Genomic DNA, 21157 nt, shown 5'->3' with positions numbered 1-21157 from the left:
GCGTGTGCCGCGACGAATTTGCCGCCCACCAGGTCGGCGTGTGCTCGGTTTCCGGTGCCGTGAGGCCGGACGTTTTCCGAATAGACTTTAGAACAGGTGCCCCATGAGTCGATCAGGTTTGAGTTCATCGCGTTTGCCCGTCGTGGCGCTTTTGTTCCGTCGTGCCGCATTGCCTATTGTGCTTGGTTTAGGCATCACGTTGACGGGAACCGCTGTTGCTCTGGCGGGTGGTAATGTGGAAGCTGGGCTCGAGGCCAGTAAAACATGCGCCGCCTGTCATGGTGCCGATGGCAATAGCATGGTGCCCACGTTTCCTTCCATCGCGGGTCAGCCGGCTGGTTATATCGCGGAACAACTGCACGCCTTCCGTGACGGCAATCGCGTTAATGCCCTGATGAGCCCACAAGCCAAGGCATTGACTGACCAGCAAATCTTGGATTTGGCTGCCTATTTCGCTGCACAGAAAAGAGTGGTGAAAGCGGCATCGACAGAAGATTCCATCCCCGGTGCGCATTTATGGAAATTTGGCGGCCACTCGAACACAGTGGCAGCCTGCGCAGCCTGTCATGGGCCACAAGGGCAGGGCAATCAGCCGGCTGGATTTCCTGCGCTTCGTGGCTTGACGCCGCAGTACATTACGGAATCACTAATAGCGTATCGCAAGGATGAGCGCAAAACTGAGCACGCAAGCATCATGGTCAGTATTGCCAGCAAGTTGAGCGACGATGACATCAAGGACGTGGCTCAACATATCGCAACTTTCCGTTAGTTTTTGTTTGATTTTGCCGCAAACGAACTGCGTCCGCCGGTGCTCCGACCGCTCGGATGCCTATTTTTTTAAATACTCGACCGTTGGACTCGGGAACTTGTGCCTCAATCGCCACTCGAAAAACTCTTCTTAGCTATACACCCCGCGGTTGGGGCAACCAAGAACAACGATTACCTATCCCATTTTTTAAAGGCTGCGCATGTCCGATACCTCCCAATCAGTTGAGCTGAACCCGCCCAAGTCGGCAGGTGACCAACCGAGCACCGCTAAAGTGCGATCGCAGGGTGTTACCAAGCGCATCCTGCTTTGGCTGACGTCGATGAACCTCGCGGTCACGCTTCTTGTGATTCTGGCCATCGCTTCAGTCATTGGCACGGTGCTCAAGCAGAACGAATCCTTCAATAATTATCTGGATGTGTTCGGGCCGTTCTGGTTTGCCGTATTCCGTAACCTGTCTTTATACGATGTGTACTCTGCCACATGGTTTGTCGCCATCCTGCTGTTTCTGGTGGCGTCTACGTCATCATGCGTGGCACGCAATGCGCCCGCGTTCATGCGTGATATCCGTAGTTTCCGCCTGAATGCCCAGGAAAAGTCGCTTCGTGCCTTTGCGCACAAGGTGGATATGAAATCGGATGCCAAACCCGAGTCGCTGGTCGCACCCATACAGGCGCTCCTTGAGCGGGCGGGATTCAAAAGTAGAGTGAAGACCCAGCCGCACGAAATTCTGATTTCCGGGCGCAAAGGGGGTATGAACCGAATCGGTTACGTACTGACGCACCTTGGGATTATCGTGATTCTGCTCGGTGGTCTGCTCGACAGCAAAATGCAGCTCAAGCTGATGGATACGCTGGGCATGGTCAAGGTTGAAACCGCCAATATTCCCGTCAGTGAAGTGCCGTCCATAAGTAAGATCCCTGTTGGTGGCTTGCAGGCGTTCCGTGGAACGGTGAACATTCCAGAACACAAATGGGGCGATGTGGTGTTCATCGGCCTTAAGGATGGATACGTTGTTCAGAACCTGCCGTTCAAGATATTTGTAAATAAATTCGCCATCGAGCATTACGACACCGGCATGCCCAAGTCGTATATGTCGAACGTGACCTTGACCAACAAGGAAACGGGACAGGAAATCACCAAGACCATCGAAGTCAATCACCCGCTTCACTACATGGGGTACAACATTTTTCAGTCGAGTTTCGGCGATGGCGGAACGAAATTGAAGATGGAAGCTTGGCAATTGTCAGGCAAAGCCGGTGTTGCACAGCCCATCGATTCAGCCGTTTTCGACAAAAAACGCTTTGATTTCAATAACCAAAATTATCAGCTCGAATTCACCGATTTCAGGATGTACAACATCAATCCGGTGATGGATGATAAAGGCGTGGTGCACCAGAAGAACTATGGCCCATCGGTGACGTTCAAGCTGCGTAACGCAGCGGGTGAAGCCATTGAATACCAGAACTACTTCCTGCCGATTAGCTTCAAGGGCCATCAGTATTTCCTGAGTGGCGTGAAGCGAAGTATTGGCGGTCAAGAGCAATATTTGTACGTTCCAGCCGATCAAAAAGGATCGATTGACACTTTTATGGCGTACCTGGCTACGTTGTCTAATCAGGCGAAAATGCAGCAGATCGCTGCGAGCTTGATCGGTGACGTGAGTGCATCTATCGATGGCAAGAGCACGCTGTCCAGTCAGGAGGTGACACAATCGGCCAGCGCGTCGATTGCCGAGTTGGTCCACATCTTTGTTCAAAAGGGTTTCCCTGCCATGCAGGAGAAAATCGAAACGGCGCTGGCTCAACGCAAGTTAAGCCCGGATGCCAAGAAAAAGGCAGAACAAGCATCGATCAGTGTAGTTCGCTCCGTGCTTGAGCGTGCCTTCCTGGAAACATTGGCAGCCCAGGATGGAAAGCAAGAATTTACCGATAAAGATGCTAAATTCTTTGATGATGCCATGGATGCCATCTCCGCCTTGCCAGCCTACGGTTCGCCCATTTTTGTGCAGCCTAGGAGTTTTGAGCAGATCCAGTCTACTGGTCTCGAAGTGTCCCGTGCGCCGGGTGCCATCTGGGTTACCATCGGGTCGATCATGCTTGTTCTCGGTATTTTCATGAATTTTTACATTCACTACCGTCGGCAATGGGTATTGCTGAAACCTGAAGATAAGGGCACCAGAATTTTGCTTGCCGGGTCCGATATTCGTAAAAACATTGATTTTGACAAGGATTTTGCGGTGTTCAGCAGTGAACTTATGGCCGCTACGGAGTCGAAACCTTCAGAGAGTGAAAGACCGGCATAGCACGACGCCGTCCTGCCGGGTTAACCGATAGCCATGTGGCTCGAATTGTTTCCGATTTTAGGAGTTACTTGAAATGTCTGTGCCTAAAGAACACATGATGCCGATGCTCGATGCATCGCTTAAGCTGAACAAATCACCGAGTCGACGCATCGGGATCGTAGATGTTCTCTACACCCTGATCGCGCTGGCTGCGGCCGTGTTCGTCTATTACCACTACCGCGAATACCTCTGGGGCCCTCAGATCGGTATGCTGTTCGGTTTTGCCATCGGCGCGAGCTTTCTGGGCTGGCTCTGGCCCGCCACGCGCTGGCTCGTGGGCGTGGTGGCGGTCGTCTCCCTGTTCACGATGTATCAATACGGTCTGTTTGCCCCGGGCGGCGAGGCGGTAGGGCGTGTCAAGCTGCACGAGATTCAAGAAGGTCATTTCTTCTTGAAGTTTTTCCTGTCCAGCCCGGCCGCTACCATGTGGATGGTGACGCTGTTTGCCTTGGCCATGCCCACCTATTTCTTCGGAATGTGGCGTCGATCCGCGTTCGTCGAGAAAGTGGGCAGTGCGTTGGTTTGGAGCGGTATTGCCATGGGCTTTATCGGTTTCTTTGCCCGCTGGCGCGAGTCGTACCTGATCAACTTCGATTACGGCCACATTCCGGTCAGTAATCTCTATGAAGTATTCGTGGTGTTCAGTGTGTTCACCTCATTATTGTATCTGTACTACGAGCGCCGCTACCAGACCCGCGCACTCGGCGGTTTCGTGATGACGGTGGTGACCGCTGCGCTGGCCTTCCTGATGTGGTACCAGTTCGCGCAGGCCGCCAATACCATCGAGCCATTGGTGCCCGCACTCAAGAGCTGGTGGATGAAAATCCATGTACCGGCGAACTTCATCGGATACGGCAGTTTCGCCATCTCCGCGATGGTCGGCGTTGCCTACCTCATCAAGGAGAAGATGGGTGGTGATGGTGTCAACGATCGCCTGCCTTCCTTGGCGGTGATGGACGACATCATGTACAAGTCGATCGCGTTGGGTTTTGCCTTCTTTACCATCGCAACAATTCTCGGCGCTATGTGGGCGGCCGAAGCCTGGGGTGGTTACTGGAGCTGGGATCCAAAGGAAACTTGGGCATTGATCGTCTGGTTGAACTACGCCGCTTGGTTGCACCTGCGCTTGAGCAAAGGCTGGCGCGGTACCGCCATGGCCTGGTGGTCAGTTGCCGGATTGTTGGTGACTACCTTTGCTTTCCTTGGTGTGAATATGTTCCTCTCCGGCCTGCATTCGTACGGCAAGCTCTGAGTTCGTAACATCGTTCGAGATAAAACCCCGCTCAAGCGGGGTTTTTTATGACGAAGGACGAACGCTCGCTCAATTTTAGTGTCTATGCCGTACAATCGTTTGAGTGGATAAGCTGGTCCGGTCATTTGAATAGGGCCGGTTCATCGTGTGTGAAAAAGAGGAGTTTCGTATGTCGTTTTCGGGTTTTTTCCGGTTGAGCTTTTTGTTGCGTCGTTGGCTCGGACTGGGGTTGTTGGGTGCTTTGCTTGTTTCACCCATGACTCAGGCGGCACCCTCAGCAGGCTCTTCCGAGCCGGTGACATTACAAGAAAACGTGAACTATCGCGCCGTAATTACCGATGAGACGCCCCCATCTGATGGCAAGATTCTCGTGCAGGAGATGTTTTGGTATGGCTGCCCGCATTGCTTCCATCTTGAGCACCCACTGGAGGCATGGCGCAAAACATTGCCGGCTAATGTGGACTTCGAACCGTATGCTGTTCCGTTGACCCCTGGCTGGGTGCCGCTGACCAAAGCCTTTTATGCGGCGAAATTCATGGGTGTTTTACCCCAGACGCACTTGAAGGTGTTCAACGACATCCACGTCAAGCACATCCGTCCGGTGACCCGCGACCAGATTGCCGATATGTATGCGGATTTAGGAGTCGATCGGGACAAATTCCTGCAAATGTACGATTCCTTTGGTGTCGATAATGCCGTGCGTCAAGCGGGCGTTGTCGCTCAAGATGCAGGTGTGACCGGTGTGCCAGCGATGCTAGTCAATGGCAAGTATCTGGTGACCGGCGATATGGCGGGAAGTAATGAAGCCATGATGCCGATCGTCGATGCGCTTATCGCCAAGATTGAAGCGGAGAAGAAGGCCAAATCGTGATGAGCATTGCGCAAAAAGGACAAGTTGATGCCTGAGTATCGGGTCGTTCCATCTCGAAATCCGGCGTCGCAAGCGGGTGAGCAGCCATCCGAGGTGCCATCCACCCATGCGTTGCGTCCATTGCGGCTATTGTCTTATAACATTCAGGCCGGTATTGGCACCCGCAACTTTCGTGATTATGTGCTGAATGGGTGGAAACATGTGCTGCCCTTTCCGAAACGGATGCAGAATCTCGATCATATTGCGCAGTTACTCAGTCAGTTCGATCTTATCGGTTTGCAGGAAGCCGATGGCGGTTCGCTGCGCAGTCATTTTTTGAATCAGATCGAATACTTGGCGATGCGCTCGAACATGCCGTTCTGGGCGACGCGCATCAATCGCGACCTGGGGCACTGGGGGCAACATGCGCTGGGTATGCTCTCGCGGGTCGAACCTTATCATATCGAGCGTTATGCCTTGCCCGCACGGATTCCAGGCCGAGGTGTCGTTCTGGCCGACTTCGACTGGTATGGGCAGCGTGTGCGGGTCCAGGTAAGCCATCTTTCTTTGAGTGATCGGGCTCGACGAGCGCAACTAGATCGCCTGATCGCGCGCTGCCGGGAGTTTGATGGCGTCAATATCGTGATGGCCGACTTCAACTGCACGCCCAATAATCGCGATCTGCAACGGCTCTGTTTGGAAGCGGGTCTTAAACTGCCGTTTGCCCCACCGTTGACCTACCCCAGCTGGGAACCCAAACGCGCGATTGACCATATTCTGGTTTCAGAGAATATCGAGATTGAATCCGTGGATGCGCTTACCTATGGTGTATCGGATCATGCGCCCCTGTCGATGCAGATTAAATTACCGCCTGTTTCCAACCATTATTTATCGTCGAAGGCCTCCTGAGCGGCTTAGGGATTACCGATGAACGACTCGGCAAAAACGGATTACCGCGCCAAATACGAACAGTTGCTGGATGAGTTCAGTTCGCTTGAAACCAGCGAGCAACTCCAGCAGAGTTTGTTGCGTAGCCTGCTTAACCGAGTTTTGTTTGCGGTGGATAAAGCGTATCCCACTCTGGCCAAAGAGAGTCAGGCGCTGCGCGATCTCATGCGCCAGATCGGTGATGGACCGCTGCCTGTGGCCCGCATTCAACCGGGAATCGAGCATCTGGCCGAAGCCATTCGAGCCATCGAAGCAGGTGATCCGACCCCGGATCGCGAAGAGGCGTTGAGTAACGACGAAGCGGCCGAGCGTGTGGACGTTCGGGATTTTCTTCCGCTGTTACTGGAACGGGTGGCCTTCACCGAGTCGATGGAGGGCCGACGCGAAAAGCTCCTGGCTATTTTGAATAATCCCAAAGACAAGACCCTGAATTCCATCTTGATCGATCGTGCGGCCACGCTAATCAACGACATGCGTCGCGCGCTCGAAAATGAAAAAAACGAGTTGACCGAGTTCCTGCGGCAGCTAACGGAAGCCTTGTCCGAAATCGATCAACACACGCTCGCCAACCTCGGCGATATCGAGACGCAACGCAAGGTTCAGGAAGCCTTGGGTAACGCGGTTACCGAGCAGGTGTCGCACATTGATCGTACCGTTTCCGATGCGACCGATCTGGATGAACTAAAGCGTGTCGTTCGTCAGCGAGTGGCACGGATCAGCGAGCAGATCGATACGTTTCGCAAGATGGAAGATAAGCGTCTTGCCGCGGTCGAGTTGGAAAACAACCAGATGCGTGAGCGCATCGCTAAGCTCGAAGCATCGCGTGTGGTGCTGCACGAGCAACTGGTTGCCAGCACACAGAAAATGTTGCGTGATACTCTCACCGGATTGCCGAATCGTTTGGCCTTCGATGAGCGTGTAGCGCTCGAGGCGGCCCGGATGCAGCGTGAGAAAACACCTTTATGCCTAGCGCTTTGGGATGTCGATTATTTCAAGCGTGTTAACGATACCTTCGGCCACCAAGCGGGCGACAAGGCCTTGCACGTCGTTGGGAAGACATTGAGTCAGTTGATCCGCGATGTGGACATGGTCGCGCGCTATGGAGGCGAGGAATTTGTGATGGTGCTGCCGAAAGCAGACTTACAGCAAGCGTTCGTCGTGCTGGAGCGCATTCGGGAAAAGCTGGCGGGCACTGCTTTCCGCTTTAAGGACACGCCGCTGAAAATCACCTTATCCTGCGGTGTCGCCGAGTTCGGTGCGGGTGAAACGATTGAAAGCGTGATGGCCCGGGCCGATGAGGCCCTGTATCGAGCCAAATCAAATGGCCGGAATCGTACAGAAATGTCGCATTCTAAGCGGTAAGTTGTTCATCGCGGTCGATGGGCTGCGCGACTACAACCAAGCCGAGATAGATTCAGCATAACGCTTGCTATACCCCGCTCACTTTTCCATATCCATCAGTTCGAATGCTTTGGTGTAATACATCACGGCTTGCGTGCTGTCGCGCTCATGTTCCGCTATTTGTGCCGCCAGTTTGAGGCTAGGTATATCGGGGTGATCGCCCAAGACAGGGGCGAGGGCCTGTTTGGCTCCTTCGGTGTCGTCATTTAACCACGCCAACCGTGCGTTGGCATAGGCGAGAAGTTTCTTATCTGGCTGGCAAGTGCTTTGGCCGGCCCAATGGTTGAAGCGTGCGATTGCACGAGCAGGATCAGCGGGCGGTAACGCCAACCAATGATGTAACAATGCGGGTGTGCACTGCTGATCCTGTGCTGTTTCCAATATGCGTTCAGCCTCGGCGGGCTGCCCTAACGTCAGCCAAGAGTTCGCCAGCGAGGCGAGCATGAGGTCATCCTGGCGAAGACTTTTCGGTGCATCATTCCATATCGCCGCCAATTCGGCGGTTTGCTTATGGCGCGCCGCCTCCTGAATCAGCCCGCCGTACACGGCGCGGTCATAGCGTTGAACGTCCTGTTCCGTGAGGCCGGACCACTTCAAACGCCGCAATGCGGGCATTAGCGTCCGCAATTTTTCCCAGTCCGCTGCTTCGAACAGCGTTTCGGCAAAGGCACAGACGATGGCCTCGTCCTTAGGGTGGGCTGCCGCCAGCGATTGCAGCAGCTCCAGTGCCGGCGCCAAGTTTTTCTGTTGGCGGAAGCGATTGGCAATGTGCAGGGAGAGGAAATCGGCAAATCGTGGAAAAGAAGCGCGTACTTCGTCCAGCAGGCTGAGCGTGGCAGCGGTTTCATCTTGGGCCATGAGCGCATCTGCCGCGATGACGTAATTCAGCGGCGGTAGGCTGGCCTCATTCAGGCGCGTGCGTGCCAGCTTTTCTGCCACAGAGAAGCGCCCCCGTTCGAGTTCTGCCCAGGCGCGAAGGACCTGTTCGTCGGCGGCTTGTTGTTTCTGACGAGCGGATCGTCGACGCCAGAGTGAGGGGAGTTTCAGCACGGCGGAAATGACGCGCCAGATGATCGCCAGCACAATAAATCCAACGATGATCAACGCCAGAAGGCCCAAAGCCGAAGTTTGCAGATCCCAGCCCAGCAGCGCGATGTCGGCTGTGCCCGGGTCACGGATGAAATAGAAGCCTGCGCCAGCAGCCAGCACCAGAATAATCAGGATCAGCACGAAACGTTTCATGGCTGCACCTCCGGTGTGTGTGGCGCTGTTGGTGCCGTATTTTCAATGCCTGCCGCAGCCCAAGCCTTGAAGATGGGAGCGAAGCTCGGCCATTGGCGACCCGCATAGAAATCCTGGGTTCGCTTGAGTTCTGCCAGCGTGTGATGGACGTCGGGGGCATCGGTCGCGTAATGCTGTGCGATCCATTCTTGTGCCTCGACGATGGACGGCATCAACCGGTGCATGTCGCGCGAGAGCAGACCTTCGCGGACTGCCGTCAGCCAGAGTCGGGTTTCACGATCGTCGCTGACGCGCGCGCTCGCCTTGACGGGTTCGTCGCTGCGGGTCAACGTGAATTGTCGGCTGAACCATTCGGAAACAGGGTGCCAGACGAACTGCGGCCAGCGAATATACCAAGGCTCGGTTGCTGAACTGTTGCTCGCCGTGCCTTCTGCCGCAGTCGCGACCTTGGGTGCTGTTGCGGTGGACTCAGGTTGGGTGCCGATCAATGGCCAGTTTGAGATATTTTCTGCCGCGCGCCGCAGGCTCAGTGCCATGCCGACGGCATCAAAATCATCTGCTTTGCGCAGTCCAACCAGCGCATCGCTGATTGCTGCCCGAACAGGCAAGGTCTGCGGCAGGGCGAGTGCGGCCAGACGCTGATCGGCCAGTTTGAGTGCAACAGCCGCTCCGGCAGGATCCTGAGCGATACTCAGGCGTTCCTGAGCACGGGTAAGCAGGAAACCGATTTCAGCAGCCTTCCAGGCGCGTTCGCCCTGCCCCAGACGGTTTTGGATGCCAGCCAGATTCTTCTCGACCGCAGTCAATCGGCCTTGCAGTGCCTTCGTTGCCTGCTGAGTTTCTGTTTGGGTTTGGGCAAGCTGCGCGCCCGTTTTTTTCTCTTGGGCCGTCAGTTGTTCATTCAACTGTGCCAGTTTGCCTTGAGTGTCCTTTAGAGACTCACTCAGCGTCCGTTGATCCGTGTGCTGGGTCGCCATCAGGCTGTCCAAGCGGCCTGCATTGGTCTGGAATAGTTTCCAGCCGTACCAGGAGGCGCTGACCAGCGAGCCGGTGAAAACGATGAACAAAGTCAGTAACCAGTAGCCATAGGCGCGACGAACGACAACAGCCGCTTCCTCCGGTGGCATCGGCGCGCCCTCGTCGATAACGTCATTGGCTTCTTGCATTTGAGGCGAAATATCTTCTGCCGGAATGGGCGGGGCATCGGGATGCTGTTTTTTCTGGGTCATGCGCTAATCCTGCTTGAAAACGACGCAAGCACGCGCCAAGGCCGCATCATCGGGGGCTTCGGCACGCACGATGGCTCCTGTAAAGCCCAGCGACCGCGCGCGGGCTTCTGTTCGTGCGTTGATGACAACGAGGTTGCAGTGTAACAGTCTCGCGCGATCTTCGGCAGACTCCAAGGTGTCGGCCAGCTGGCGCAGGCATCGGAGCGATTCGGGTGCGGTGATCACCCAGGTCGAGGGTAAAGCCGACAAATGCGCCGGCCGACGGGTGCAGTTTCGGCGGTACACCGGAACGGGGATGACGGTAATGCCGTTCTGCCTCAGGGTGTCTGCCAGCGTTTCGCGTCCGGTCTGGCCACGGAACAGCCAGACGGTGTGTCCACGCATCGCCTCGATCGGCAGGCTGGCCAGCAGACCTTCGGAATCCTGAGTGCTGGACGGGCGATGAACCTGAGGCGGGTCTGAAAATAGAGATTGGATGGCGGCAGTCGTTGTATCGCCCACGGCGGCCCAATGAAGACCGGGTAATGCGGTGAGATCGTGCAGATCATGGGCGAAACGAACGGCACGTGGGCTGACGAAGATGGCCCAGTCACCTGCGGTAATGCGAGCCATGGCAGATAGTGCTTTTTGTCGCTCGGGTATCGGCGCGAAAGTTAACAGTGGCCAGTTGAGCAAGGTTGCATCTGGCAACAGGCTCGATATGGCTTTGGCCAGTTCGTCATTGGCACCATCGGGGCGGGTCAATCCGATGGTGAGTGGCGAGCCGCTGGTCATCGTTTCTTCGTTGTGGGGTTGATGGTACACATGGTTTGAAATGATGATGAGTCAGGTGAGATCAGGCCGGATCAGCATGAATACCGACTTCGGCCAGGATTTTGTCAGCCCCCGCGGCCAGCATCCGTTCAGCCAGTGCAACGCCCAGTGCTTCGCCTTCAGTCGCCGCACCAGTGATTTCATCGCGAAGGGTGAGCGTGCCATCCGGGCGCCCGACCATGCCGCGAAGCCACAGATTGCCGTCGTCCTGCAACATGGCATACCCGCCGATGGGTACCTGGCAGCCGCCGTTCAAACGGGTGTTAAACGCACGCTCAGCCAACACGCGGGTGGTGGTTGCGGCATGAATCAGTGGTGCAATAAGGGCGTGGATGGCGGCATCATCCGACCGTGCCTCGATGCCCAGTGCGCCTTGACCGACAGAGGGCAGTGATTCTTCCGGGCTCAGTTCGGCACGGATGCGGGCATCGTAGCCCATACGCTTGAGGCCGGCGGCGGCGAGAATGATCGCGTCGTAATCTCCGCGGTCGAGTTTGGCCATGCGTGACTGAATATTGCCACGCAGCATTTTGATTTCCAACTGCGGATAACGCGAGCGGATCTGGGTTTCCCGTCGCAGGCTTGAGGTACCGACCACCGCGCCGGCTGGGAGGGCGGCCAGCGATTCGTACTCGTTTGAAACAAAGGCATCGCGGGGATCATGACCCTCAAGGATGGCGATCAGTTCCAGCCCATCGGGGAAGCGCATGGGTACGTCTTTCATGGAATGCACGGCGATATCCGCGCGGCCATCCATGAGCGCCAGCTCCAGCTCTTTGACAAACAAGCCCTTGCCGCCGATCTTGGCGAGCGGGCTGTCGAGAAGCTGATCGCCTTTCGTGGTCATGCTCACCAGCTCTACCCGAAGTCCCGGGTGCAATCGCCGCAATTCGTCCGCCACAAACTCGGTCTGCCACATCGCCAGTGGGCTTTCACGCGTGGCGATGCGAATCAGATCAACGGAAGGGGCGGTAGGCGTCATGGGTTTTTCTCCAGTAAACAGTGGGCTCTATGGTACCCAAGAACGGCCATCGATGGGATGTTCTGGGCGGGATGTTCTGGCTCGGAGTGACTATAATCGTCACACAAACAAAATGGTTGAGCGGGAGTAATTTATGCGTCGAGGTTTTCTTGTTGTGCGACTGTTGGCCTTGGCGGTGTTGTGCGGCCTTTTCACACCGCAGGTCTTTGCTCAGGCACGGACGCCGGTTGCCGCGGGAGAAACGCCGCCGCCGGTGTCGATTGACCTGCCCTTTATGGAAAACCTGAGTGATGTTTCCCGTGATCTGGCGGGCATGAAGGAGCGCAAAATTCCGATGCTGCTGTTCATTCATGCCAGTTATTGCGGTTATTGTCAGTGGGTGGATGAAAATTTTATTCAGCCCATGGTGAATGATCCGGCCTATCAAGGAAAAATCATCGTCCGTCGAATCGAAATCGATGCCGAGGGTTCCATTCTGGATCGTGATGGCAAAGAAGAAAGCAATCGGCATTTCGCCGACCGGATGGGGGTTCATCTGGTGCCTGTGGTTGCGTTCTTCGGGCCGGATGGCAAGGAAATCGGCGATCCGATCAATGGGGTGACCGTGCAGGATTTCTATCCGTACTACTTTCAGCAGGGAATCGAGCTGGCCGAAGCCTGCGCCAAAAACCCTGATCCTGAAAAATGCATACCCAATGAAAAGAATGGCAAAAAGAAAGATCAACGCAGCTTGTAAATCAGGCTGATGTTCAAGTCCATCGACTGTATGCCCAGTGCGGGCGGTATGGGCTTGAATTGCCCGACGCGCTTGATGGCCTCGATCGCGCCTTGATTCAGCGCCGTGGCGGCAGAAGGCTCCACCAGGTGAATATTCGTGATGCGGCCATCAGCCAGCACGGTGAAACCGACTCGGATCAAGCCTTGCTGATTCAACCGTCGCGCCAGTGATGGGTAGAATTTTTCCCGTTCAATGGCTTCGGCCAGCGCCGATTGATACTGCAATCTGATCTGGTCAAGCTCATCGGGCGTCGTGCCGTCTGGCGCCGGATTTTGCGGTGGAGCCGACTCGGCCTGCCTTTCTGGCTGTTGCTCTGTTGACGGCTGCATGCGGGGCGCACTGGCTGTCGGATGAGGTGCCGCTGGCGTCTTATGCACTTTCGGCGCGGGGGGCTTTGGTGGCGCTGACTGATGCGTCTGTTTGGGCTTTGGCGTTGAAACGCTCTTCGCTACGTTTTTTTGCTCAGGTTTAGGCTTAGGTTCTGGTTTGAGTTCTGGCTTTTGGATTTGCTCTGCTTCAGGTTTGGCGCCGGGCGACGGGTTTAGCGGCTCATCCTCTTCTGGTTCTGGCTTATCAATGGGTTTTTGCGCCGGCTCGGTGGGCTGCGGTCTTGGCTTTGCTGTGGCGGGCGCAAAAGAGGCCAGCGATACGGGCACGACGACTTCCTTGCTGCCATCGGTTTGCGGTGTCGGTTTGAGCCAAAAATAAAGCCCAACGCCAACAAGCGCGGCGTGCAGCAGGGCCGAAATAACAAATCCCGTGCGAGATGGGCTCATGCCGGCGGCGTGGCATCAGAAGCGGAAGTCGTACGGATGGTCAGATGATCCAGACCGCGGCTTTTCAGCGCGTCGATCACGGCGACAAACTGGCCGAAAGCCGTTTTTTTATCGACTCGGAACACAATGGCCTGGTCTTTTTTCAACGTATCCGGCTTCGCGTTGAGCGCATCGAGCGTGGTGACCTGATCATCGACGAAAACATCACCAGCCGCATTCAGCGTAATGACGATAGCCGGTTCGCCATTGGCCGGTGCGGCGGATTGGGCCTCGGGCAGGCTGATCTTAATTTGCCCCTGCGCGATGAAGGTGGCGGTCGTCAGCACGATCGCCAGCAGCACGAGCATGATGTCGATGAACGGGATGACATTGATTTGATCGAACCGGCGCATGCTCGCCTCACTGCCCCGTGCGTTCGCGTTGCATGCGGGTCCATCTCGCGGTCAATACATCGATTCGGCGCAAAAAACCGTTGTAGATCAGAATCGCCGGTATGGCGACCACCAGCCCGAGCGCGGTGGCCTTCAATGCCAGCGCCAATCCCAGCATGATTTGGTTGGCGGCGATTTGTCCGCTCGTCCCCAGCTGATGAAAGGTCAGCAAAATACCGAGGACGGTGCCCAGAAGCCCGACATAGGGCGCATTAGCGCCGATGGACGAGAGCGTCGTCAGGTTGTGGGTGAGCGCGATATTCAGCGACTCCGGCTCAGTATATTGCGCCAGATCGACTCGGCGATAGAACAGATGTCGTTCGATGCCGAGCCAAACAAGAATCAGGCTCATCAAACCCAGCACCCCAAAAATAATGGCATCGAGGCCGTTTTGTAGAAAGTCGATCATGGAGGGTTCCGTGTTGCCGCGCCGCCGTCTAGGCGGGTCGAGTTCAGTTTATCAAATCACGAAGAAACCCGCGGTGTGGGATTTGACTCGTTGCTCCTGATCATTCGTTTGATGCGTTCCGATGATGAATTTTGCCTCCGAAGCATAACGACGATGATCTGGCGAGATTGGAAAGTGTGGCCACAATGAACTAATGTTGATTAGCCGACTCCAACTTGCGTTGTTTGTGCTGCTGCATGCGCGCTCAGTCTGCGTAGAGGTTGGGTGGGTGTGTTCAGATGTTTTGTTTCTTTGGGAGAGTAGATTATGAAAACTCGTGCCGCTGGGAAAACCCTGCTTGCTTCAACCGTAATTACCGCTGCCGCACTGGCAGGCTCCGCCTTTGCTGCGGGCCAAACCCCTTTTGCCAGCCAGACTGCTCAGCAATCCACCATGCAACTGGCTGAAATGTCTTGCGGAGGTGCCGGTGCTTGCGGCGGCAACATGAAGCAAGATAACAAGAAAGACGGAGACAAGGCTGACAGCACCAAGAGCTAAGCCCTGTTTTCTCCTGACTCAAGCGCGCCTAAACAGGCGCGTTTTTTTATCTGATTTATAAAGAGATCCTCGCGATATCGCCCCAATGACTGTCCGTTTACCAGTGACCTGATTATGATCGAGTTCTTATTGTTCGAATCGGAGGGTACCCATGGCGATTACGGACTGGCCGGAAGATGAGCGCCCAAGGGAGCGCTTACTCAAGCAGGGCGCGGGGGCGTTATCGGATGCCGAGTTGTTCGCCATTTTTTTGCGTACCGGCGTCGCCGGACGTTCTGCGGTGGATTTGGCGCGTGATTTACTGACGCACTTCGGTGGTGTACGTGGTCTGCTGAACGCCTCGCGGCGAGACTTTACAGAGGCCAAAGGATTGGGCGATGCCAAATTCGCGCAACTTCAGGCGGTTTTGGAATTGGCGAGACGCCATTTCGCCGAAGAACTGGCAGAAGGTGCGGTGATCGACAGCCCGGAGGCTACGCGCCGGTATTTACAGGCGCAGTTGCGTGATGCGGCGCAAGAGGTATTCGCGGTGCTGTTTCTTGATCAGCGTCATCGCGTGTTGGCCTTCGAGCGGTTGTTTTACGGCACCATTAATCAGTCGGCGGTGCACCCGCGCGAGGTCGTCAAGGCGGTGTTGCGGCATAACGCTGCGGCCGTGATTCTGGCGCATAACCACCCTTCGGGCGTTGCCGAACCCAGCACGGCTGATCGGGAGATCACCCTGCGGTTACGCGATGCGCTCAATCTGATCGACGTTCGTTTGCTCGATCATATGATCGTAGGTGATCGCTGCACCTCGATGGCGGAGCTGGGCATGATTTGATTGGCGTTCAGGTGTGCCAGTCAATGGGCGGCTCGCCGCGTTCTTCCAGAAATGCGTTGATTTTTGAAAAAGGCCGTGAGCCGAAAAAACCACGATAGGCTGAGAGCGGCGAAGGGTGCGGGCTCTGGATAATCAGATGTCTTTTGTCTTGATTATGCGGCTCGATCAATGCCCGCTTTTTCTGCGCAAACACACCCCAAAGCACAAAGACAACCGGCTTCTCGCGTGCGGCCAGCGCTTCGATGGCAGCATCGGTCAGCACTTCCCAGCCTTTGTTTTGATGCCCAGCCGATTGCCCGGCCGGAACGGTGAGTACGGCATTGAGCAGCAATACACCTTGTTCGGCCCAAGGCGTTAAATCGCCGCAGGTGTTTTCAATGCCAAGATCGTCACGCAGTTCCTGAAAAATATTGATCAACGACTTGGGCAGAGGCCGGACTGTGGGGCGTACCGAGAAACTCAGGCCGTGGGCGTGGCCGGGCGTGGGGTAGGGGTCTTGGCCCAGAATCACAACGCGTACTTTATCGAATGGCGTGGCAGTAAAGGCATTGAGCCAATCGACTTTGGCCGGTAGAAGCGGCGTGTCGCAGCGTAATTGCTCGCGCAGAAAATCCCGCAGCCGGTTGATGGGTTCCGAGTTCAGTACGGTTGATAGCTGGGCTTGCCAGCTCGACTCCATCGCGGTGTGTTGTGGCGTGTCGGTCATGGCATCAGGCGTTGCACTTGCCAGCCTTCACCTTCCGGGGTGTAGACAAAACGATCATGCAAACGCGAGCGCCGCCCTTGCCAAAATTCCCACTCATCCGGCATCAAGCGGTAGCCGCCCCATGCCGGGTTGCGGGGTACGTTTTGTTCGGGGAATTCCGTTTCCACTGCCTTGAAGCGTTCTTCGAGCGCTGCTCTGGATTCGATTGGTTGGCTTTGATGCGAGGCCACCGCTGCAATCCGCGATTTGATGGGCCGCTGATTGAAGTACGCCTCGTTGTCTGCATCGGGCAGGCGTTCGATCCGGCCGGTTACGCGCACTTGTCGATCCATTTCCGGCCAGTAGAAGGTGAGGGCTGCGAACGGGTTTTCGGCCAGCTCCTGCCCTTTGCGGCTGCGGCTGTCGGTGTAAAAGCACAGGCCGCGCGTATCCAGATGTTTGAGCAGAACGTAGCGGGCCGAGGGGCGACCCTCCTTGGTGGCCGTGGACAGGCACATGGCGGTGGCGTCGAAATTGCCTGCTTCCTTGGCTGCGTTGAGCCATTGTTCGAGCTGGAGCACAGGATCAGCCAGCAAATCGCTGCGGTGCAATTCACCGAATACAAAGTCGCGCCGCGTGGCGCGATGATCAAATTCGCCCACATCCTGCGTGGGGGTCTTTTGAGGTGGGGTCATGTTGTGCTCCTTGGATGGATTCCGGTGTCGTAATCAAAAGTGTATAGCACAGCGTCACTCGCGGTGGGGTAAGCTTACTGACTCAATTTTCTGCGGAGCAACAGATGATAGGGGATCACACGGTTCACATTGTTTTGCTGCATGGATTGGGCGCGAATGGCGACGATCTTGCGCCCATTGGTCGAATGCTTGGGGAGAGTCTGGGTGAAGATGCGGCATTGCCTGAGCGGAAATTCGCGGTGCATGCACCCGATGCGCCCGTCGCGCCCGTGACGATCAACAACGGCTATCTTATGCCAAGTTGGTTTGACATTTATGGTCTGGATCGAGATGCGCCGGTGGATGAGATGGGAATTGCGTCCTCGGTGGCGCGGATCGCGGCCCTGATCGATGCCAAGGTTGGCACCGCCCCTTGCGTGCTGGCGGGGTTTTCTCAGGGCGGGGTGATCGCCTTGCGCGCAGCGTGTGCGGTCAAGCGTGCGCCGATTGGCGTTTTGTTGCTCTCCACGTAGTTACCGGCGGCGGATCAATTCATGTTGCCGGAAGACCGCAAATCGATGCCGATCTTTATCGGCCACGGCGAGCAGGATGATGTCGTGCCCGTTGCCTCGGCTGCACGCATGACGCATGTGTTGAACGCTGCCGGCGCCAAGCGCGTTGAAACACATTTCTACACAATGGCACATCAGATTTGCCCCGAGCAAATGCAAGATATGTCTCAGTTCCTTGCAAGCGTGGTCGCTCAGCCAAAATAAAAGCCCACTTCAAAGAGCGGGCAATGGCAAAGCAATGCTTGAGATGACGGTTAGATGGCGGGCTTTTTACGAACGTTGCAGTCCCTTTTTCGCGGCGGCCGCTTGTATACGCACTTGATTCGGTGCGGTGCCGCCGGTGAGGTCGCGCGCGGCCATGCTGCCTTCAAGGGTCAGTACCGCGAACACATCGTCCTGAATTTTCGGCGAGAAGGCCTGCAATTGCGCCAAAGGCAATTCAGATAGATCACAACCGGCGTTCTGGGCGTGGCGTACGGCTTTACCGACAATTTCATGCGCATCGCGAAACGCAACGCCCTGACGCACCAAGTAATCGGCCAGATCGGTCGCGGTGGAGAACCCCTGCTTGGCGGCGATGCGCATCCGCTCGCGGTTCGGTTCGATGGCCGGAATCATATCGGCGAAGGCGCGCAGGCTACCCATCAAGGTGTCCACGGCATCGAACAGTGGCTCTTTGTCTTCTTGGTTATCTTTGTTGTAGGCTAGCGGCTGGCCTTTCATCAGGGTGAGCAGCGCGAACAGATCGCCATACACACGCCCGGTTTTGCCGCGCACGAGTTCGGGTACGTCCGGATTTTTCTTCTGCGGCATGATCGAGCTGCCGGTGCAGAAGCGATCCGGCAGATCGATGAAGGCGAACTGGGCGGAGGTCCAGAGAATCAGCTCTTCGCTCATGCGCGACAGGTGCATCATGGACACCGAGGCGGCTGAGAGGAATTCGATGACGAAATCGCGGTCGGAAACGGCATCCAGCGAATTGCGGCTGACGCCATCGAAGCCCAGCAGTTCGGCCACATAGTCGCGATCAAGCGGGTAAGACGTGCCCGCCAGCGCCGCCGAACCCAAGGGCAGGATGTTCACGCGCTTGCGAACGTCGGCCAGCCGCTCGGCATCGCGGGTCAGCATTTCGTACCAGGCGAGCAGGTGATGGCCGAAGCTGATCGGCTGGGCGACCTGCAAATGGGTGAAGCCAGGCATCACGGTATCGGCTTCGCGCTCGGCTAAATCCACCAGGCCCGCCCGCAATCGAGTCAGTTCAAGCTCGATACGATCAATGGCGCCACGCAGATACAGTCGCACGTCGGTAGCGACCTGATCATTGCGTGAACGACCAGTGTGCAGTTTCTTGCCGACATCGCCGATGCGGTCGATCAGACGCGCCTCGATGTTCATGTGCACGTCTTCATAGGCCACAACCCAGGAAAAATCGCCGCGCTCGATGTCGAGCAGGATGCCGTTCAGCCCGTCGATGATCTTGTCGCATTCCGCCGTGGTGAGGACGCCAACCTTGGCCAGCATTTTTGCGTGGGCGGTCGAACCGGCGATGTCTTCGCGGAACAGGCGCTGGTCAAAACCAACGGAAGCGGTGAAGGCTTCAACAAAGGCATCGGTGGGTTCGTCGAAACGGCCGCCCCAGAGTTTGGTCGTCGGCAGTTCGGCTGGGTTGGGGGCGGTCTGTTCATCGGGGCGGATCATGAAGGTCACTCGTTAAAATATCTCACAGGGTGGCGTAGTATATCGCAAGCCTCGCGCGACCTTCTTTTGATGATCTAACCCGAGGGTTGGTGAGATAGACCGGCCGGATAAAACACAGACATGGAGCGTTGATGAGCGCAGATAAATCAGATCAATCCAAGCCACATCTGTCTGGGGACGCTCAATTTCCACCGCAGCCTCCTGTCATCATGGCGTTGCCCGCGTTTTGCACGCCGCGCATCTTGCTGATTACGCTATTACTTGGATTCGGGTTGGCGCTGTTGCTGGCCATTGCCCCCGGCGTATCCGAAGACCGCTGGATTCGTCTGGGCACCACCTCATGGTTCGTCGCTTGGGTGACACTGATTACGGTCGGCGTGTTATGCGCGCTGCAAAAGCCCCTCTGTCGCCTGCCTCGGCATTGGTTGTTGTTGGTGGTCATGTCTATTCTGCTTATCGTCACGTCGATCATGAGCGTTTTGGCCTATCAGTCGCTGACCCGATTGGGGTGGAATCCATTCGAAAGCCAGTTTGATTTTTTGTTGCACAATCAGGCGATTGCCTCGGTGGTCGGCGGTATGGGGATCTGGATTTTCTCGCTGCATTGGGCCAAAACCCGGCGGGTGACGGCGCAGACCAAGGCGGAGCTGGATGCACTACATGCCCGCATTCGTCCGCATTTCCTGTTCAATAGTCTCAATACCGTAGCGGCCCTGATCGATACCGATCCCAAGGCAGCCGAAGCGGCGGTTCTGGATCTGGCCTCGATTTTTCGCGCTGCCCTGCACGCGGGCGATACGGCCAGTCTGGACGATGAGCTGGCTCTGACCCGTCGCTATCTGGCATTGGAACGCTGGCGCCTTGGTCCGCGTCTGGTCGTTGAGTGGGTATTGCCCAAAGATCCGTTGCCGGCGATCACGTTGCCGATCCTGACCATCCAGCCCTTGGTGGAAAATGCCGTGCGCTATGCTGTGGAGCGCAGTTCGGAGCCGTGCACCATTCGCATTGAATGTCTGGTGGGTGACCAGGCCGTCAGTCTGTTGATCGATAATCCGGTCATCATGGATGATCAGCCGTCAGCCCGGGACGGCAACGGGATCTCCCTGCAGAATATCCGTGATCGGTTGGCGTTGATGTTTGCCGACCGTGCGAGTTTGCGCACCGGTGTGATCGACGCGCATTTTCGCGTCAAGCTGGTGCTGCCTCGCTCGCAAACGAACAAGAGGAAAGGATGACGCCATGCGTGTATTAATTGTCGATGATGAGCCGCTGGCCCGAGCACGTTTGCGGCGGTTGCTGTCCGAGCATCCCGATGTACTTGTGGTGGGCGAGGCCGATCATGTGGCAAAGGCTGAGGCGGCATTGGCGTCTGAGCCGGAGCTGGTGTTTCTCGATATCGAAATGCCCGGCGAGTCGGGATTGAGTTGGGCGAAGCGGTTACGCCAGTTGGCCGTGCCGCCCGCGATCATTTTCACCACGGCTCATCCCGGTCATGCGCTCGAAGCGTTTGCCAGCAGCCCAATCGATTACCTCGTTAAACCCATCGAGCCTGAACGGCTCGCCCAAGCCATCGCGCGCGCCGCACAGCCCACCCGCGCTCAGCAAAGTCACGAGCCGCGCCTGAACATCCAGATCGGACGTCAGCAGCGCGTGGTGTCCGCCTCCGACATCATCGCCGCATTGAGTGACGATAAATACACCCGCCTGATCACGGTTGAAGGCGAAGTGCTTCTGGAGCAGAGTCTCAAGGAACTGGAGGGACTGTTCGGCGATTATTTGCTTCGCTTGCATCGACACAGTTTGATCAATCGCGCCCGCTTGCGGGCAATAAACCGCAATGCATCCGGCCAGCATCTGGCGGAGGTGGTGGGGTTGCCCGCGCCGCTGGAAATCAGTCGCCGGGCAATGCCCGCCGTACGTGAAGCGCTTGGAAGTGTCGATTGAAGC

Annotated in this window: 21 protein-coding genes and 1 pseudogene; 12 read left to right on the top strand and 10 right to left on the bottom strand. The window is 56.3% G+C overall.

Annotated elements, in window-relative coordinates:
* Positions 1–103 precede the first annotated feature (103 nt).
* The 6 genes from HNEAP_RS10820 (at position 104) to HNEAP_RS12385 (ending at position 7522) form a co-directional block, all read left to right on the top strand.
* A complete protein-coding gene (locus HNEAP_RS10820; protein ID WP_012825018.1) occupies positions 104–769 on the top strand; it encodes a c-type cytochrome in 666 nt (221 codons plus the stop codon).
* A 199-nt stretch (positions 770–968) separates the two neighbouring features.
* Positions 969–3071 carry a cytochrome c biogenesis protein ResB gene (locus HNEAP_RS10815; protein ID WP_012825017.1) on the top strand — a complete coding sequence of 701 codons (2103 nt, stop codon included), beginning with the start codon at positions 969–971 and terminating at the stop codon, positions 3069–3071.
* Between the two features lie 73 nt (positions 3072–3144).
* A complete protein-coding gene (gene ccsB / locus HNEAP_RS10810) occupies positions 3145–4362 on the top strand; it encodes a c-type cytochrome biogenesis protein CcsB (protein WP_012825016.1) in 1218 nt (405 codons plus the stop codon).
* A gap of 169 nt (positions 4363–4531) precedes the next feature.
* Complete coding sequence (locus HNEAP_RS10805; RefSeq protein ID WP_012825015.1) at positions 4532–5233, top strand: thiol:disulfide interchange protein DsbA/DsbL; 702 nt, start codon at positions 4532–4534, stop codon at positions 5231–5233.
* A gap of 27 nt (positions 5234–5260) precedes the next feature.
* Positions 5261–6121, top strand: coding sequence for an endonuclease/exonuclease/phosphatase family protein (locus HNEAP_RS10800; protein WP_012825014.1), 861 nt, complete (start codon positions 5261–5263; stop codon positions 6119–6121).
* 18 nt (positions 6122–6139) lie between these two features.
* Complete coding sequence (locus HNEAP_RS12385) at positions 6140–7522, top strand: GGDEF domain-containing protein (protein ID WP_012825013.1); 1383 nt, start codon at positions 6140–6142, stop codon at positions 7520–7522.
* Positions 7523–7600: 78 nt separating this feature from the next.
* On the opposite strand, the gene HNEAP_RS10790 is transcribed toward HNEAP_RS12385, so the two are convergent.
* From HNEAP_RS10790 to hemC, 4 genes are all read right to left on the bottom strand, one after another.
* The gene (locus HNEAP_RS10790) at positions 7601–8803 is read right to left on the bottom strand and encodes a heme biosynthesis HemY N-terminal domain-containing protein (protein ID WP_012825012.1); all 1203 of its coding nucleotides are present in this window, start codon (positions 8801–8803) and stop codon (positions 7601–7603) included.
* Positions 8800–10032: a uroporphyrinogen-III C-methyltransferase gene (locus tag HNEAP_RS10785; RefSeq protein ID WP_012825011.1), complete on the bottom strand. Its 1233-nt coding sequence runs from the start codon at positions 10030–10032 to the stop codon at positions 8800–8802. Before HNEAP_RS10785 ends, HNEAP_RS10790 begins: the two co-directional genes overlap by 4 nt.
* Before the next feature lie 3 nt (positions 10033–10035).
* Positions 10036–10806 carry a uroporphyrinogen-III synthase gene (locus HNEAP_RS10780; protein WP_012825010.1) on the bottom strand — a complete coding sequence of 257 codons (771 nt, stop codon included), beginning with the start codon at positions 10804–10806 and terminating at the stop codon, positions 10036–10038.
* A gap of 61 nt (positions 10807–10867) precedes the next feature.
* Positions 10868–11827: a hydroxymethylbilane synthase gene (hemC, locus tag HNEAP_RS10775; protein WP_012825009.1), complete on the bottom strand. Its 960-nt coding sequence runs from the start codon at positions 11825–11827 to the stop codon at positions 10868–10870.
* Between the two features lie 133 nt (positions 11828–11960).
* Between hemC and HNEAP_RS10770 the strand changes: the two genes are divergently transcribed.
* Positions 11961–12563 (top strand): thioredoxin family protein, encoded by a 603-nt coding sequence (locus HNEAP_RS10770; RefSeq protein WP_012825008.1) that lies wholly within the window; start codon positions 11961–11963, stop codon positions 12561–12563.
* Here the strand turns inward: HNEAP_RS10770 and HNEAP_RS10765 are convergent.
* From HNEAP_RS10765 to exbB, 3 genes are read right to left on the bottom strand one after another with little or no spacing between them, the layout of a single operon-like run.
* Positions 12548–13381 carry a TonB family protein gene (locus tag HNEAP_RS10765; RefSeq protein ID WP_012825007.1) on the bottom strand — a complete coding sequence of 278 codons (834 nt, stop codon included), beginning with the start codon at positions 13379–13381 and terminating at the stop codon, positions 12548–12550. The two genes, HNEAP_RS10770 and HNEAP_RS10765, sit on opposite strands and share 16 nt — an antisense overlap.
* On the bottom strand, positions 13378–13773 hold the full coding sequence (gene exbD, locus HNEAP_RS10760; RefSeq protein WP_012825006.1) for a TonB system transport protein ExbD: 396 nt from the start codon (positions 13771–13773) through the stop codon (positions 13378–13380). The genes HNEAP_RS10765 and exbD overlap by 4 nt, the downstream gene beginning before the upstream one ends.
* Positions 13774–13780: 7 nt before the next feature.
* The gene (exbB, locus tag HNEAP_RS10755; protein WP_012825005.1) at positions 13781–14221 is read right to left on the bottom strand and encodes a TonB-system energizer ExbB; all 441 of its coding nucleotides are present in this window, start codon (positions 14219–14221) and stop codon (positions 13781–13783) included.
* A gap of 306 nt (positions 14222–14527) precedes the next feature.
* Between exbB and HNEAP_RS10750 the strand changes: the two genes are divergently transcribed.
* On the top strand, positions 14528–14758 hold the full coding sequence (locus HNEAP_RS10750; RefSeq protein ID WP_012825004.1) for a hypothetical protein: 231 nt from the start codon (positions 14528–14530) through the stop codon (positions 14756–14758).
* Between the two features lie 151 nt (positions 14759–14909).
* Positions 14910–15581, top strand: coding sequence for a RadC family protein (radC, locus tag HNEAP_RS10745; RefSeq protein ID WP_012825003.1), 672 nt, complete (start codon positions 14910–14912; stop codon positions 15579–15581).
* A gap of 7 nt (positions 15582–15588) precedes the next feature.
* Here radC and HNEAP_RS10740 read toward each other — a convergent pair whose 3' ends face one another.
* Positions 15589–16287 carry a uracil-DNA glycosylase gene (locus HNEAP_RS10740; protein ID WP_012825002.1) on the bottom strand — a complete coding sequence of 233 codons (699 nt, stop codon included), beginning with the start codon at positions 16285–16287 and terminating at the stop codon, positions 15589–15591.
* Entirely contained in the window at positions 16284–16961 is a 678-nt protein-coding gene (gene pdxH / locus HNEAP_RS10735) for a pyridoxamine 5'-phosphate oxidase (RefSeq protein WP_012825001.1), read from the bottom strand. Before pdxH ends, HNEAP_RS10740 begins: the two co-directional genes overlap by 4 nt.
* A 104-nt stretch (positions 16962–17065) precedes the next feature.
* Here pdxH and HNEAP_RS13005 point away from each other — a divergent pair.
* Positions 17066–17716 (top strand): annotated as a pseudogene (locus HNEAP_RS13005) (alpha/beta hydrolase).
* Between the two features lie 66 nt (positions 17717–17782).
* On the opposite strand, the gene argH reads toward HNEAP_RS13005, so the two are convergent.
* On the bottom strand, positions 17783–19210 hold the full coding sequence (gene argH, locus HNEAP_RS10725) for an argininosuccinate lyase (protein ID WP_012825000.1): 1428 nt from the start codon (positions 19208–19210) through the stop codon (positions 17783–17785).
* A gap of 131 nt (positions 19211–19341) precedes the next feature.
* On the opposite strand from argH, the gene HNEAP_RS10720 reads away from it, so the two are divergent.
* Positions 19342–20445: a sensor histidine kinase gene (locus tag HNEAP_RS10720; RefSeq protein ID WP_012824999.1), complete on the top strand. Its 1104-nt coding sequence runs from the start codon at positions 19342–19344 to the stop codon at positions 20443–20445.
* Between the two features lie 4 nt (positions 20446–20449).
* Positions 20450–21154 (top strand): LytR/AlgR family response regulator transcription factor, encoded by a 705-nt coding sequence (locus tag HNEAP_RS10715; protein WP_012824998.1) that lies wholly within the window; start codon positions 20450–20452, stop codon positions 21152–21154.
* Positions 21155–21157 lie beyond the last annotated feature (3 nt).

Source organism: Halothiobacillus neapolitanus c2 (assembly GCF_000024765.1).
In the GTDB taxonomy this organism is placed as follows: Bacteria; Pseudomonadota; Gammaproteobacteria; order Halothiobacillales; family Halothiobacillaceae; genus Halothiobacillus; species Halothiobacillus neapolitanus.
The sequence above is the reverse complement of the archived record's forward strand: the minus strand, read 5'-3'. Positions and strand labels throughout refer to the sequence as shown.